We start from the raw sequence: 15899 nt of genomic DNA on the forward strand, positions 1-15899 counted from the left end.
CTCAAAGTCCTGGCGAGCTTTTCTCGTTTCATATACTCTATTCAAGTTTCTTTACTTCAAAATATTGACATATCCCTTATTCTGTACCAATTCAGAATTTAAATCGATGCATTTCTGAGGAATCGGGAAGACAGTGGTGTAGCCGGAGGATTCACCCTGAAGAGGCGTACGGAGATCGTAGGCACCGGTGAATTTGCCGAAACGGATGAGATCCTGACGACGCCATCCTTCCCATACCAACTCCAGCAACCGCTCTTCCAGAATGTTATTGAGCGTAGCCTTACGGTAAGGCATTCCCACACGGGCACGAATCCTATTCAACTCCTCATCACCATTCTCTCCGTTTCGGACCTTTGCCTCTGCCTTCATCAATAAAGCATCTGCATATCGGAAAAGAACTATGTCGTTACTCTGCAACTTGCCGTCCATATAAGAGGTTCTATCCACCTCATACTTCGCCATCCTCGCTCCAGCCGTCTTGACAAACTTACTGTTGGTCAGGTTTTGAGCCACTTCAAAAGGCTGATATTCCAACGGCTTTCCATTATCCATCAGCAGTTCATGACCATCTACCTTTACCACTCCCGCCACAAAGTTCATCTTGCAACGGGCATCTTCATCAACCTCGCCATAATGATTGGCTTTCATCGTAGAAATCGTGGCACAGGTACCATTCTCACTTCCCCATCCCAAGACACCGCCATGCGTATAATGGTAAGAGCGGAAGAGATAATGGAACTGGTTGGTATAGATATTCTTATCCATCGGAATCGTGAAGATATTCTCCTTCGATGTCTCATTATGCGTAGAGAAATTGAATGAATCATCCGACTCCAGGTCATAGCCTTCTTCTGCCAGTTTATCACAATAATAAATGCAGGTTTCCCAGGCATTCAACTTCCTGCAGTTCACCTTATCGCCATTGCGCAAAGAGGCATCAGAAGCTGGCACAGAGAAATGAATAGCACTTCCCTTCGGACGGCTCGCATAACCCTGGGTCCAGTCATCATACATATAGATTTCTGCATTCAAAGCCAACTTCGCCAACAGAAAGTTGACTACCGGCTGGGTGATGCGACCATAATAATTGCCTTCCTTATTGCTGTGCTGGTCGGGAAGTGAAGGCAATACCTGCTGCAACTCCTGAAAGACAAACTGGAAGATAGAACTGCGATCTGTCTGACCTTGGAACAGGCTGGAATGGAGCTGTTCTGCACTGGAAAGGACCAATGGAACCCGACCGAACATGTCCATAGCATAGTAATAGAACATAGCCCGGATGGCTCTTATCTCAGCCCGATATTCCTCCTGCTGTGCGGCAGAAAGCAGGGCCGACTTGTTGCTGATAATATCCAAAGACTTATTAGCCAGCACGATAACCTTATAAAGGTACTTCCACGTATCATAAAGAGACTGGTCATCGGCACTCCACCGATGCTGGTACATGGCATTCCAGAGGCCACCATCATACCAGTCGCCGCCTCGAATCGGAATCATCGCCTCATCGGTGGTCAGCGTATTATAATCATAAATGCCACGGCAGGTGCCCTGGATGCCCTCACTCTCGTTAGCTCCACCTATATAATTATAGAGCGAAGCCACTGCATTGATATAAATATCAGATGCAGAGCCATAGATGGCATCCTCGTCCAACTGATCCTTAGGATGTTCGTCCAGACAGGATGTCATAGACAATGCCGCCAGCAGCAGAAATAAAAATCTATATCGTTTCATAACTTTCTGATTTTAGAATTGAACACTTAAACCCAATGAGAAGGTTCTGTAAACAGGATAAGTCCGCTTATCATCAATACCCATCGTACTATTCACCACGTAGCTGTTAATCATCGGAGTCAAGCCGCTGTAACTGCTGATGGTGGCAAGATTGTTGACACTCGCCGAAACTCTGAGCGACTGCACCACGCCCTTTCGGATAGGGATATCATAGCCCAGCGTGAGATTCTCTAAGTTGAGATAATCGCCCTTCTCCAGCCAATAATCAGAAACATTCTGGTCAACGATATTCTTCTCAGGAGCTCCCTTCAGCACATTATAATCCGGGAAACTCGACATATTGGTGTAGGCTAAGCCCGTACCATTGAATATCTTATGTCCGAAGGCTCCGTTCATCTGCAATGAAAGATACCAGTCGCGATAACGGAAACTGATATTGGAACCCAACGTTACCTTAGGAGTAGCCTGACCGGCAATATATCTGTCACCGCCATCACTCAAATCTACGGTTCCGTTCTTGTCCAAATCTTCGATATCATAGCGACAATGCCCATTTCCATCTTCTATAATTCCCTTGCAATGAGGAAGATAGAATACACCCAAAGGCTGACCAACTATCTGATAGACCACATTGTTGTAACCACCATGCTGACCGGCACCCGACAAGGCACCCATCGCAGTAATATCGGCTGCCGACATCTGCATTCCGTCATATTCACCACTCAGCGAGAGGAGTTTGTTCTTCTGCCAGGAGAGATTCATATTGATATTCAGTTCCATGTCCTTCTTCTGGATAGGAGTGAAGGAAACGCCGACCTCCAAACCCTGGTTGCTCATAGAACCCAGGTTTGCCAACAGTTTATCATAGGCAAAAGGCGGAACCGGCACATCATAGGCATAGAGCATGTCGGTGGTCTTGGAATAGTAATATTCTGCCGTCAGAACCAGCCGGTTGTTCCACAATCCCAAATCAGCTCCAATATTCCAGGTAGCGCGGGTTTCCCACTTCAGATCAGGATTGTTATTGCTAATCATTCCCATCGTAACCGTAGGAGAACTGTTCACCGAAACAATACCATTCTGCCGCACCGTATTCAAAGTGGTATAAGAAGATATTCCGCCAAGATTACCTGAGCGTCCATAGCCCGTACGCAGTTTCAGCATGGTAATTTTCTGGAGAGAACGGAGCCATTTCTCCTGCTTCATATCCCAGGAAAGAGAGACGGATGGGAAGAAACCCCAGGTATGGTCATTGCCCACCATCGAAGAACCATCGCCACGCATGGAAACCGAAAGATTATACTTATTATATAAGGTGTAGTCGACATTGCCCATCACAGAAGCCAGGGTCGGATCTTCGTAATTACTGTCTGTCCCACCGAAAGGCCGTGATGCAGCAGCACCTATGTTATGGTAATACATGTCGTTGTTGGTGATTCCCTTCGCAGAAGTCCAGAATCCCGTTCGGATATCCTTCTGATATTCAGCACCCACCATTGCCTTCAGATTGTGGATTTCCCACGAATGCTGATAGTTAAACGATACATTGGCAAGCCAGTCCTCGCTCTTGAACTCCCCACGATAGAGATTGCCCTGCGCCCAAACCCAGGTAGGACAGAACTGATTGTTCTCGTTGGAAGCATAACTGTATGCTCCGAAGGCAGAAACACTCAGAGAATTTGTCATATCATAGTTCAACTTCAGATGAGCATTGAAGTTCATGTTCTTCGTATCATTACGCTCCTTGAGCAAGGCACCGGGAGGATTCACCTGAGATGCAGCCCCATTCTTCACCCAACTGCCGTTCAGCTTATCATAAGGATAAGTAGGATTCATGGCATCGGCAGAATAGAAAAGCATCTGACTGTCGAAGATATCATTGTTCTTGAAAGACGAACCGAACACGCCGAAATCTCCCGTCAGTTTATCGCCAAATGCCTTCTGGGTGACATCAATCTTAGCCACCAGATTACGATAGCCCTTGCTCCGAATAATCGTGTTATGGTCGATATAGCCAAAAGAAGCGCGGTAGTTGCTCTGCGGAGTGCCACCGCTGAAGGCCAGATAATGGTTCTGAATGTTTCCGGTTCGGGTAATCGCCTTGCGGAAATTGGTATCATATCCCTTATTGTTATACTCCAGCCCATACTTCTGTGCAGCAGCTATGTATTCGGCGGCATTGAGCATCTCCATACTTTTGTACATCGCCTCTATACCATAGTTTCCCTCGTAAGAAATCTGAAATCCCTTACCCGTACCCTTCTTGGTCTTTACCTGGATAACGCCCGAAGCACCACGGGAACCATAGAGTGCCGTTTCGCTGGCATTCTTCAGTACTGTAAAGCTCTCGATATCGGCGGGATAGATTGTAGCAAGCGTCGCCACATCAGAAGTAACACCATCAATAATCACCAGAGGATCATTGCCGCCCATGATAGAAGTTGTACCGCGAACCCGGACGGAGTTCAACATAGCAATACGGTCAAGACCATTGGTAGTGACGTTAACACCTGCCGTCTGTCCGCTCAAGGCATCCAGGGCATTATTGAGCACACCCTTCTTCAGAAGTTCAGGCTCCACTACACCCACCGAACCTGATAAGCGCAAGGAGTCTAGGCCCTCGATGTTCACAGACTGAGCACAGAGGGTTTGGGGTGCAAGAATCATCGCACCCATCGCATAAAATATGTTTTTTAAGTTCTGTTCCATAACTATTTCATCATTTAGTCAAGGTTCAAATCGATTTTCGATTGCAAATATAATAAAAAAGAGTGATTTAAAGTCCATTTCCTTGAAAAAACTTCAAAAAAACGCAGGCTTAAGAGTTAAGACAGAAGAAAAGCTCGCCAAGACGTTCAAAATCTTAACGAGCTTTCTCTTTATATTAGCATTTTATTTCACTTTCACTTCTATCACATTCTTCGCAGCCTCAGCACTCGAACCACCTACGAAGATCTGATATTTGCCGGGAACCACACGCATGGTATTGGTCTGGGAATCCCAACCCTCGAAACTCTGGCGAAGCAGACTGATGGTTACCTGCTGCTTTTCGCCCGCTTTCAAAGTAATGCGCTTGAAGGCTTTCAGGGTCTTGATAGGTCCCTCAGCATCATCCATTCTACGGATGTAAACCTGCGCTACTTCCGTTCCTTCCCTATTACCTTTATTAGATAAAGAGAAGTTCAAGGAATAAGCCGAAGAATTCTTCACTTTTCGTTCTTCATTCTTCACTTTCTTCAATGCCGGCTTTCCATATTCATAAGATGTATAGCTCAATCCATGACCGAATGGGAAGAGAGCTTCGCCCTTGAAATAACGGTAGGTACGATTCTTCATCGTATAATCAAGGAAATCAGGAAGATCGGAAGTACTCTTATAGAAGGTTACCGGAAGCTTGCCCGATGGATTCACCTCACCGAAGAGAACCTTTGCCACGGCTTCTCCACCCCGTTCGCCCGGATACCAAGCCTGAAGGATAGACTCCGCATTCTCTGTTTCAGGAACCATGGCGATGGCACTGCCCGAACAGTTGACGAACACCACTCGCTTGCCAGCCCGATGCAGCATCTCCATCACCTTGCGTTGAGCCTGAGGCAACTCGATGTCGGTTCTGTCGCCACCCTTGAAACCCGGCTCAGAAACCTTCATCTCCTCACCCTCAAGACTAGGAGAGATTCCACCTACGAATACCACCACGTCAGCATCGCCAACCTCAGCCAGAAGCTGAGACTCGGTTGGCGTATAGTTCTTCACAATGTCAAACTGCATCACCGCCATATCGGTCTTCTGGAAATAATCCACCTGAATTTTCACCGGCTTTCCAGCCTTTACAGAGATTGGCTTGTTGAGCATCTGTACACGGGCACGTCCCTTCCATACATCCGCCACCGTATCGCCATCAATGATGAGCCGGTAACCATCATCGCACCCCATTTTGATATTCAAGGTTTCATCCTTTTCCGGAGTAAATACGCCCTCGTATCGGGCAGAGAAATTGGTAAGGTTCACGCCTGGTGCAAAGACGGTATTTCCGCCATTGCTCTGGTTGATAGGCGAAGTCATCATGGCTGTAGCCACCGGCTCGCCCTTCATCTCAGAATTGTTCCAATAAGTAGCCTTCATACCCTTGCTGCCATCAGTAGAAGTCAGGAGATTGAATTTGCTTTCCGTCACCTCATTTCCGGTCAACGTGCAGGCAGGAATATACTTGGCATCCTTTACATATTTTCTGATGCCCTGCAGGATGGTTGTGGTAGAAGTAGGATAACCCGAATAGTTGCCCCACTGCATGATGGAATCGTTGGCATTCGGCCCCATCACGACTATCTTCATTCCTGCTGATTTCATCGGCAGGAGATTGTTCCGGTTCTGAAGAAGCACGATTCCCTCTTCTGCCATCTTCTCTGCCAAATCCTTATGCGCCTTGCTGGCGATGACGGAAGATGGAATCTGAGTCCAAGGCACGTTCTCGTCCTGATCGAAATCACCCAGGCGGAAACGGGCTATCAGCAGGCGCTTCAAGCTCTCGTTCACCTTTTCCTCGCTGATCATTCCCGTCTTCACCGCCTCAGGAAGCGAACGGTAAACGCTTCCGCATTCCACGTCGGTTCCGGCACCAATTGCCTGCGCCGTAGCCTCAGCCGGAGTCTTCGCCGTACCATGTCGGCCAGGCACATAAAAGTCGTTGATGGCTCCGCAATCGGAAGTAATCAATCCCTTGAATCCCCATTCATCACGAAGAATCTGACGTTCATATCGGGCATTGCTGCAGCATGGCGCTCCGTCAATCCGCTGATAGGCGCACATCACCTCTGCCACATTTCCATCCTGCACCAGCGATTTGAAGGCAGGCAGATAAGTCTCCCACAAATCCCGCTCAGGCAAATCCTCTACATTGAAACTGTGCCTGTTCCACTCCGGACCGCTATGTACGGCAAAATGCTTGGCACAGGCTAGGAGCTTGACGTATTGGGGAGCCTGTGAGGAAGGCGTAGCCAGAACTCCCGGAGCCGACATCGGTTTGCCTTCGAAGGTCTGTCCCTGCAATCCATTCACCACGGCAAGTCCCATTCTTGTGGTCAGATAAGGATCTTCTCCATAAGTTTCCTGTCCACGCCCCCATCGTGGGTCGCGGAAGATATTGATGTTCGGAGTCCAGAAGCTCAGACTCTGGTAGCGCTTGATGTTGCCGCTCTTCTTCGCCTCCTGCGCCTTGGCTCTTGCCTCATCGCTCACGGCAGTAAACACCTTATATAATAAGGTATCGTCCCACGAAGCCGCCATGTGCATCGTGATAGGAAAAACGGTAACAAATCCGTTTCTTCCCACTCCATGCAGCGCCTCGTTCCACCATTGAAACTGCGGAATGCCCAATCGGGCGATAGCCGGAGAAGTATCCATCATCAACTTCGTCTTCTCTTCCAGGGTAAGACGGGAAAGCAAATCGTTGGCTCTAGCCTCAGCAGAAAGGTTGGCATTCTGATAAGGAAGAAGCTGCTGTGCGCTGGCAGAAAGCGATATCGCCATCAGCATCGCCATAGAAAATAGTTGTTTCTTCATTGATCTTATATTATTTATTCGATTTATGCTTTGATTTTCAAGTTGGTGACAAAGTTACACTTTTTTGTTGAGATAACCGCATCATCTGGCAGAAAAGTTTAAAATATTTATCCTTTCGTGCCAACATTACCACTTTCAGTCCGCTGGCACATAAGTTGCAAAAACAGAGAGTGAAAGCTGAAGCCAAAAGATAAAGGGGTTCGGAAGAACAACGGAGTTTCGAGGCGAAAGCAAAAAAATAACAAGAATATTAACAAGCAGAAATCCCGACGGAGCCGTAAGGAACCGAGAGGACGAGTAAAATAAAATTTGGAGGTTTTAATTATGTTGTTAGCACGTAGAAATAATGATTCAGATTGGTTGAGTAACTTCTTTGATGATACTTTATTCAATACCGAAGTAATGTCACGTATGAATGCTACTGCTCCTGCCATTAACATCAAGGAGACAGATAAGAATTACATCATGGAGGTTGCAGCTCCTGGTTTGAAGAAAGAGTGGGTTCGTGTAAACATCGATAACGATGGTAATCTGAACATCGCCATCGAGAACAAGATGGAACACAAGGATGAAGACAAGCACGAGCACTATCTGCGCCGCGAATTCTCTTACAGCAACTACCAGCAGTGTTATACGCTGCCTGAGGATGCTGATCGTGAAAAGATTTCAGCAAAGGTAGCTGATGGTATACTCGAGGTCAAGATTCCAAAGCTTACTCCTAAGGAGGAGGCTAAGACAACAAAGAACATCGAAGTCAAATAATCATCTCCCATAAATGATGGAGGCAGATTCCAAAGCAATTTGGAACCTGCCTTTTTTTGTGCCCTTACCTGAAACATCGCATTTTTCATCTACCTTATTATCATGATTTTCATGGAGCAGCCGAAAGTTTTTTACCATAAATCTTTTTTCTTCCATAATTAATATGTAATTTTGCAGGCAGAAAAGCAGATATGAAAGCTTCTGCTTATAGAATTCAGAACATTTATATAAGAAACAGATGAAGAAAACAATTCCAGTAATAGGCATGGCTTGCAGCGTATGCTCTGCCAATGTAGAAAAGAAGCTGCAGTCGCTAGAAGGCATCAACTCCGCCTCGGTTTCCCTGGCGAGCCGAACTGCCCTGGTAGACTATAACCCCGACATCATTTCTCTGGAAGATATGAAACGGGAAATCAGCAACGCCGGATACGACCTCGTTATCGAAAACGACAGAAGCGTGGAGGAAATCAACCGCCGTGAGTTCACCCTCCTGCGCCGCCGAACCCTGGCTTCCTGGCTCTTCGCCATCCTGACCATGTGTTTCTCCATGGGCTGGATTTCCATGGGTATGGAACAGAATATGATTTCAGATGGCGTTGCCTCGGCTCATCATACCAGTTCCTTCGCCAACCAGATCTGTCTGCTTCTGGCACTCGCCAACCTGCTCTACTGCGGCAAACAGTTTTATGTTTCCGCCTGGAAGCAGCTCCTGCATCATACGGCAAACATGGATTCGCTCGTAGCACTCAGCACCCTCATCGCCTTCCTCTTCAGCACCTTCAACACCTTCTTCGGAGAAATGGTATGGGGAGCGAGAGGCATAGAATGGCACACTTATTTTGATGCTTCCGTGATGATTATCACCTTCGTGCTGACCGGCAGATGCCTGGAAGAAAAGGCAAAGGACAGTACGGCGAGCAGCATCCGACAACTGATGGGAATGCAGCCGAAAACCGCCCGACTGGTGACTTACGAGAAGATAGAAGGCACAAACGACTACAAGATGGAGGAAGTTCCGATTTCCACCATTCAGATAGGCGACATGATAGAGGTAAGAGCCGGCGAAAAGATTCCGGTAGATGGCGTGGTTACCCAGGCAGAGAGTTTCATGACTCCCGATGCTGCCTATGTAGATGAAGCGATGATTAGCGGCGAACCGACTCCGGCGATGAAAAAGGCAGGCGACAACGTGCTGGCTGGCACCATTCCGAGTCAGGGAAAGCTCCGCATGAGAGCCAAGCAGATTGGCGAGAACACCGCCCTGGCACACATCATCCGCATGGTTCAGGAGGCACAGGGCAGTAAGGCACCCGTGCAGCGCATCGTGGATAAGGCGGCTCTGATTTTCGTTCCAGCCGTGGCAGCCATCGCCCTTATCACCTTTATAATATGGTGGCTGATAGGCGGCAACGCTGCTCTTCCGCAGGCCATTCTTTCAGCCGTAGCCGTATTGGTCATCGCCTGTCCTTGCGCCATGGGCTTAGCTACTCCTACCGCCCTGATGGTGGGCATCGGCAAGGCGGCGCAGACGCAGATTCTCATCAAGGACGCGTCGGCACTGGAGAATCTCCACAAGATCAACGCCCTCGTCATCGACAAGACCGGCACCCTCACCATTCCTAACCAGAATATCGATTTCACCAAGCAGGAGGATTTGGATCTGGAGACGAGAGAGACCCTCAAGCCTCATGCCCAGGAAGCAATGAAGCAGTTGCAGGAAAGGGGAATAGAGGTCTATATGATGAGTGGCGACAAGGAGGAAGCGGCTCACTACTGGGCAGAGAAAGCCGGCATCAAGCATTACCAGAGCAAGGTGCTGCCTGGCGACAAGCAGGCATTGGTAAAGAAACTTCAGGACGAAGGCAAGCAGGTAGCGATGGTGGGCGACGGAATCAACGACACCCAGGCTTTGGCCCTTGCCAACGTGAGCATGGCGATAGGAAAGGGAACGGATGTGGCGATGGATGTGGCGCAGATTACACTGATGAGCGACGACCTTTTGGCACTTCCGGAAGCCGTAAAACTGAGCAAGAAGACGGTTCACATGATTTGGCAGAATCTCTTCTGGGCGTTCATCTACAATATCATCTGCATCCCGTTGGCAGCCGGCGCCCTTCATATCTTCGGCATTGATTTCCAGATAACCCCAATGTGGGCAAGTGCCCTGATGGCCTTCTCCAGCGTAAGCGTAGTGCTTAATTCGCTGAGACTGAGATTGGCGTAAAATGAAAGAAAATGGCAGGTTCCTGATGCGTTAATTTGGAACCTGCCATTATTATATTTTCCTCCCTTTCAAGCATACCAAAATACACCTTTTTTACAGAGAAAGAAGGAGAAAAATGCTCTTAGGAGCAAGAAAAAGTGGTTCCGATGGCACTTTCCACCCCTTCAGAAAGCTAAAATAAGAGGGGTAAAAGGTAGGATGAAAGGGGAAAAACGAGGAATTTCTTGATATATTTTTGTCAAGATTCTAGTAAAAAAGCAAGAAAACTGGGGTAGAGAGAAGATGAATATGTGCTGTTCCTACAATACAAAACATGGTACAAGCCGAAACTATAATATAAGCTAATTTGCTGATTACCATAATATTACAATCATCCATCTCTTCTTCTCGAATAACTATCAGAAGCCTAATCCGGTCATTTTCGGTCACGGTCATTTTCGGTCATTTTCGTTTTCGGGGGCGCAAATCTCCCCCTATAGTATTATATAAATATATTTATATATACTATAGACCCAAATGACCGAATCATTTTTGAAAATGACCGAAAATGACCGTGACCGAAAATGACCGCTTTCCCAACATCAAAAAACGATTTCAAAGGCAGCTTTTGCAATCAGATGCACAAATCAAAAACACTTATACCTCTACACATCAGCTACTTACGCACTATTTTCCAACATTCTACCGGAAAAAGCTTGCTTTCTGCTTAGAATTTTTGTATCTTTGCACCGGCAATCGAAAGAACAGTCTTCTTGTGCCCAAAATCGGTCATCTATGACGACCGAGGCTGGTCTTAATAGATGGCAGGCGCCGGTCATCAATGAAGACCACAAAAATGGGCAGGAAACGGCTTTCTGGGGAATTGTGATTCAAGGAACTCTTAAACGCAGACTGAGCATGATCAACTTTAAGAACTTTCAAAACTTCAAGAAAGACTCCAGCATTACAAACAAGTGGGGAGAGTTATTCCTCCCCCTCTACCTTGCAGCTGTCGAATCCCATCTCCTTGGCTTTATCAGGACCAAAGGTAAAGTAGATGGCTTCGCCCTCATCACAAACCTCGCCTTTAGAGTTCTCCAGAGTCAGGTGGATGGTGACGATATTACGGCGCTGACTGGCGATGTGACCACGCACCGTAATCTGCGAATCGGTGGTCATCACAGGCTTCTTGTATTTCACGTTGAGCTGCATCGTCACACCCGTTGTCTGCAGTTTGCGGTTGATAACCCAGCCTGCCACTTCATCCATCAGCATACTGATGATTCCGCCATGCAGGGTATTGATCCAGCCCTGGTAATTCTCGCCGGGATTCCAGATGGTAAGCACATCCTCACCCTCTTCCCAAAACTCAAGATGCAATCCTACAGGATTGTTTGGGGCACAGCAAACGCAGTTGTAACCCTCCTTGTTCAAATATGGATTTAATATCTTCTTCATTTTCTAACTTTTTTTAAAACGATGCAAAGGTACGAATATATATCTGATAAGACAAAGTTTTTAAAAAATATTATTGTTGGTAGCCATTTAATACCTAAAAATAAGGACTGAACAGAACCTTCCATCCATATAAGAGAACCACAATACCTAGAAATGAGGATGACAAAGAGTACTTATCTATTTAGACTAAATAAAAATACTAATTATTAAGTATTGCAGGATTTTAAAATATCAAGTATCTTTGCAGCGTGAATTAGAAAGATGCTCGCAGGCGGCGGGCAAGTGAACAAGAAATTATACAAAAACATAAAGAAAATGAAGAGAATTATTTTTATTATTTTAGGCTGCATCAATATTTGCCTTGCTTATGCTCAGAGCTTTAACGGACAATATATTTCTGAATGGCAATGGGACATGAACAAAAATACGAATCTGATCAATCAGCTGAGATTGGAACTGAGTGTTCCTATAGGAAAAGGAAAGGATTCGTTCGAGGCGGCTACGCTGCATGTGGCAAAGACCAACGATGGCATTATTGATGACTGGCAGGGATTTTCGAACATAAATGCGGATAATAATTTCGCTATGCTTGCCGTGCTGGGCTACATGCACGAGTGGAATTCGGGCCATCTGTTTGTGGGTGTGAGGAATGTGAACGAGGATTTCTTTACCTCTGATGTTACGGATCTTTTCCTGAACAGTTCTGAAGGAATTTTTCCTACCGTTGCTTCCAGCTATCCGATAGCCAACTATCCGTATTCGGGCTTGACCCTTTACTTTGATGTAACCAAGGGAAAATGGACATTCAGAAACAGTCTGTATAATGGTGCAGGATATAATGGTTGGAAAGCTCACGACAATCCCTTTCTGGTCCGCCCGAAGAAGGATGGAATCTTCAATATGTCGCAGTTGGAATACAACGATAAAGGTGGGAAATATTTTGCAGGTGCTGCCGTTCATACCCGTCAATATCCGATAAACGAGGATGGCGAAATGGTTTCTGCCGATGAATCCAAGGGCAAGATCACCTGTGCCTGGTGGGTTTACGGAGAGCAGAGTGTTTGGAAGTCAGGAGACAAGAACATTTCGTGCATGGTGCAATATTCCGAGAACACCAGTCATCAGAATGCCTGCTACCGATACGCCGAACTTGGCGGTGCCTATCAGGACGATAAGAACGAGTGCGGATTGTCAGGCCAGTACGCCCGCTTCCTGCAGGGTTCGGAATATTCTATGGAAGTAACGTGGAAAAGACAGCTGACGGAATCCATCTCCCTTCAGCCATCGTTCCAATACATCAAAAACGACAATGGAGATTTCACGGCGCTCAGTGCCCGACTCTATGTAAATTTCTAAAGGAAGAGAAATTTAGCAAAAAGTGTACATCGTTTGACTTCAAAAAACAAACGATGTACACCTTTTTTATATGGTAAAATAACAGCTACCCACTATTCGGAATGAAACTATAGCATCTGAGACAATTCCCATGCCCTTACATGCGTAATACCCTTGCGAGAAGGCAACTGGAGATCATCAAGCGACACTACAACTTTTTCATAGTTATCTGCTATACATTCCAGCGGAGCATATTCACGCTCTATGGTCTGCTCATCTATAAGCATATAAGTGGCTTGTACATATATGGTACGATCGTTTTTGATGGCAACGAAATCAACCTCTTTATCCTTAATGCTACCCACATATACATCATATCCATGACGCAACAACTCTAGATAAACAAGATTCTCCATCAGATACCCAGCTCCATATCCGAATCCGGCATAGAGATAATTTTTAAACGACAAATCGTTCATATAGTATTTACAACTGCCAGAAAGGATCTCCTTCCCTTTGATATTGTAGCGCAAAGCACGATGTGCAAGAAAAACTTCTTCTATATATCCCAAATATAGAGATACTGTATCATACGAAGTCTTGCGTCCTTTGCTTTTTATAAAGTTGGTAATATTGGTAACAGAAAGAAGATTGGAAGAATTATTAACCAGATAGGCAAACAAATCTTCGAGCAGTCTTACATCGCGAATCGTATATCTGCGTATGATGTCTTTCAGTAATACCGTATCCTTCAATCCCGAAATATAGTTACGCTTTACATCGGAAGACTGGAAATGCACGAGTTCAGGATAACCTCCATCAGCCATATACGTCAAATAACTCTCTCTGCCGACAGGGAGCTGATGAATGCTAGCATATTCCCCGTAAGACAACGGGAATATGTGAAATTCCACATATCTACCAGATAGAAGAGTGGATAATTCTCCTGAGAACATCTTTGAATTAGAACCTGTGATAAATATCTCGTAATCTTCAGTATAATCCTGAGACAGCGAGTTGACTACACGTTCCCAACCATCAATATCCTGCACTTCATCTATAAAGATGTAGATTCGTCCTTCAGGCTTTAATTCCTCCCGGTACAGACGGATAAAATTGTCCAAATCCTTATAGTTCTCTATAAAATCGAACGCCGTCAGTTCTCGGTTGATAAAGACAATATTATTGCTGCTGATCCCCTGTTGCACAAGATGCATGGCAGTTTGACGCAATATATAACTTTTTCCCACACGTCGTTGACCCGTAAGTACCTTCACCACCTTACTGCCAAGATATGAAGCGACACTTTCGGTATAAAGCGGACGAGGAAAACCACAATCGATGGTGTTACCGAACCAAAGATTATACTTCTTTACTGATTCTATATTTTCGTTCATACTCGAATTTTTGTGCAAAGATAGCATTTTTTTCGTGTATAGACGAAAATATCTCTGTTTTTAACAAGATTTTCGTCTGTAGACGAAAATCTCCTTATTTCCATCATTGTTTTCGTCTATGGACGAAAATTTTGAAGTATCGAGATTTTTTCAATCTTATTTCCTTGCTATCCATTTCGGCAAGACCAGGGTGCCCATCACCAGGAAAGGGTAATAGAAGATGGCGCGCCAGAGCATGGCGGCAAGGATGGCTACTGAGGCATCGGGCAGGAAATCGGCATAATAAAGGCGGAACATCAACTCTGCCACGCCACTTCCGCCAGGCGTAGGACTCAGAATGGAAATCATCCACATCACCCATTGGCGGCACCAAGCCACCAGCATGTTGCCCTGACAATGGAAGGCAATGAGAATAGCTACCACGATGGCGAATCTCGACAGCCACGCCAAGGAAGTATAACCCATCAGCTGCAGCCAGAATCTTCCGCCCTCCAGCTTTGCCTCCTCCGAAGCCATCGTCATCTCCTCGGAAAACTTCTCTACCTTGGGCAGGAATCTGCGAAGGAAAGGAATCTTGCAGCATCCCTTCAATACCCAGCCCAGAATCTGAGGACGATGCAACAACAAGAGGTAGAGGATGACCGTCCAGACAGCAACGATAAGGGTGCTGACGATGAAAATAACCTGCACTCCGCCCTTAATCCATTCGTTCGTAGCATCCGCAGAAATCCCCACTCCATCAGCCAAGCTGAACAAGAGATGCGATGGAACACAGAAATAGAGCAACACGCAACTGATGGCAAGAAAAGCCTCATCAGCCAGCAGGGCTGCAAACATGGTGAAGATACTTCTACCCATAGAAACTCCCTCGCGATTGAGATAGACAAAAGCCAATCCACTTCCCCCCACCGCCGAAGGAGTGACGGCAGAAGTAAACTCACAGAGCACATTGATGCGGAACGCCTCGGCTACAGATAACTTACGCTGGCAGAGATGACGGAAACGGAGGGTGAGCATCAGATTCTGGACCGCAAAGAGCAACACGCCCATTACTACTCCCAGAAAGAACCTGGGAGACAAATCTATCCTGCTCAGAACTTCCACATCAAACTCCCGAATCATCATTCCAACGATGACCACCAGTCCGATGGAAGCCGCCAACCATAAATGCCATTTTTTCATATTACTCTCAAAATAAAACTATACCTTATTATATATAGTAATATAACGATTAAATGGCTAATCTATTTTGTTGTCTGTCAATTAAATGCTGATATCTGTCCAAAACTTCTACAGCAATGTCCTCCCAAGAGCGCACCAGAGTCTCCGCGGCTGCCGTATAGTTCATCTGCACCCAACTGCTCGCCGTCTATCGCCGCCTTTACCAAATCAATCGTCAGCGAATTGCCGAAAGGAGTTTTGCGGATAATACTGTAATGCTTTATACCGCT

At 46.1% G+C, this 15899-nt stretch carries 9 protein-coding genes; 3 read left to right on the forward strand and 6 right to left on the reverse strand.

Annotated elements, in window-relative coordinates:
* Positions 1 to 51: 51 nt before the first annotated feature.
* From ONT19_RS08535 to xyl3A, 3 genes are all read right to left on the reverse strand, one after another.
* Complete coding sequence (locus tag ONT19_RS08535; protein ID WP_264952715.1) at positions 52 to 1734, reverse strand: RagB/SusD family nutrient uptake outer membrane protein; 1683 nt, start codon at positions 1732 to 1734, stop codon at positions 52 to 54.
* Positions 1735 to 1746: 12 nt separating this feature from the next.
* Positions 1747 to 4401, reverse strand: coding sequence for a SusC/RagA family TonB-linked outer membrane protein (locus ONT19_RS08540; protein ID WP_264953084.1), 2655 nt, complete (start codon positions 4399 to 4401; stop codon positions 1747 to 1749).
* A 225-nt stretch (positions 4402 to 4626) separates the two neighbouring features.
* Positions 4627 to 7293 carry a xylan 1,4-beta-xylosidase gene (gene xyl3A, locus ONT19_RS08545; RefSeq protein ID WP_264952714.1) on the reverse strand — a complete coding sequence of 889 codons (2667 nt, stop codon included), beginning with the start codon at positions 7291 to 7293 and terminating at the stop codon, positions 4627 to 4629.
* 324 nt (positions 7294 to 7617) lie between these two features.
* Between xyl3A and ONT19_RS08550 the strand changes: the two genes are divergently transcribed.
* A complete protein-coding gene (locus ONT19_RS08550; protein ID WP_264952713.1) occupies positions 7618 to 8055 on the forward strand; it encodes an Hsp20/alpha crystallin family protein in 438 nt (145 codons plus the stop codon).
* Between the two features lie 238 nt (positions 8056 to 8293).
* Positions 8294 to 10279 (forward strand): heavy metal translocating P-type ATPase, encoded by a 1986-nt coding sequence (locus ONT19_RS08555; protein WP_264952712.1) that lies wholly within the window; start codon positions 8294 to 8296, stop codon positions 10277 to 10279.
* A 963-nt stretch (positions 10280 to 11242) separates the two neighbouring features.
* Here the strand turns inward: ONT19_RS08555 and ONT19_RS08560 are convergent.
* On the reverse strand, positions 11243 to 11716 hold the full coding sequence (locus ONT19_RS08560) for a PaaI family thioesterase (RefSeq protein WP_022121659.1): 474 nt from the start codon (positions 11714 to 11716) through the stop codon (positions 11243 to 11245).
* Between the two features lie 315 nt (positions 11717 to 12031).
* Between ONT19_RS08560 and ONT19_RS08565 the strand changes: the two genes are divergently transcribed.
* Complete coding sequence (locus tag ONT19_RS08565; RefSeq protein WP_264952711.1) at positions 12032 to 13072, forward strand: carbohydrate porin; 1041 nt, start codon at positions 12032 to 12034, stop codon at positions 13070 to 13072.
* A gap of 107 nt (positions 13073 to 13179) precedes the next feature.
* Here ONT19_RS08565 and ONT19_RS08570 read toward each other — a convergent pair whose 3' ends face one another.
* Both ONT19_RS08570 and ONT19_RS08575 read right to left on the reverse strand, forming a co-directional pair.
* The gene (locus ONT19_RS08570; protein WP_264952710.1) at positions 13180 to 14448 is read right to left on the reverse strand and encodes an ATP-binding protein; all 1269 of its coding nucleotides are present in this window, start codon (positions 14446 to 14448) and stop codon (positions 13180 to 13182) included.
* Positions 14449 to 14604: 156 nt separating this feature from the next.
* Positions 14605 to 15630, reverse strand: a complete 1026-nt coding sequence (locus tag ONT19_RS08575) for a lysylphosphatidylglycerol synthase transmembrane domain-containing protein (RefSeq protein WP_264952709.1) — start codon at positions 15628 to 15630, stop codon at positions 14605 to 14607.
* Positions 15631 to 15899: the final 269 nt, after the last annotated feature.

The sequence above is a fragment of the Segatella copri genome (genome assembly GCF_026015625.1).
GTDB classification, from domain to species: Bacteria; Bacteroidota; Bacteroidia; order Bacteroidales; family Bacteroidaceae; genus Prevotella; species Prevotella copri_H.

Coding starts and splice junctions, on each gene's coding strand:
- ONT19_RS08535 (WP_264952715.1), bottom strand. CDS start 1,734: ATGAAACGATATAGATTTTTATTTCTGCTGCTGGCGGCATTGTCTATG.
- ONT19_RS08540 (WP_264953084.1), bottom strand. CDS start 4,401: ATGATTCTTGCACCCCAAACCCTCTGTGCTCAGTCTGTGAACATCGAG.
- xyl3A (WP_264952714.1), bottom strand. CDS start 7,293: ATGAAGAAACAACTATTTTCTATGGCGATGCTGATGGCGATATCGCTT.
- ONT19_RS08550 (WP_264952713.1), top strand. CDS start 7,618: ATGTTGTTAGCACGTAGAAATAATGATTCAGATTGGTTGAGTAACTTC.
- ONT19_RS08555 (WP_264952712.1), top strand. CDS start 8,294: ATGAAGAAAACAATTCCAGTAATAGGCATGGCTTGCAGCGTATGCTCT.
- ONT19_RS08560 (WP_022121659.1), bottom strand. CDS start 11,716: ATGAAGAAGATATTAAATCCATATTTGAACAAGGAGGGTTACAACTGC.
- ONT19_RS08565 (WP_264952711.1), top strand. CDS start 12,032: ATGAAGAGAATTATTTTTATTATTTTAGGCTGCATCAATATTTGCCTT.
- ONT19_RS08570 (WP_264952710.1), bottom strand. CDS start 14,448: ATGAACGAAAATATAGAATCAGTAAAGAAGTATAATCTTTGGTTCGGT.
- ONT19_RS08575 (WP_264952709.1), bottom strand. CDS start 15,630: ATGAAAAAATGGCATTTATGGTTGGCGGCTTCCATCGGACTGGTGGTC.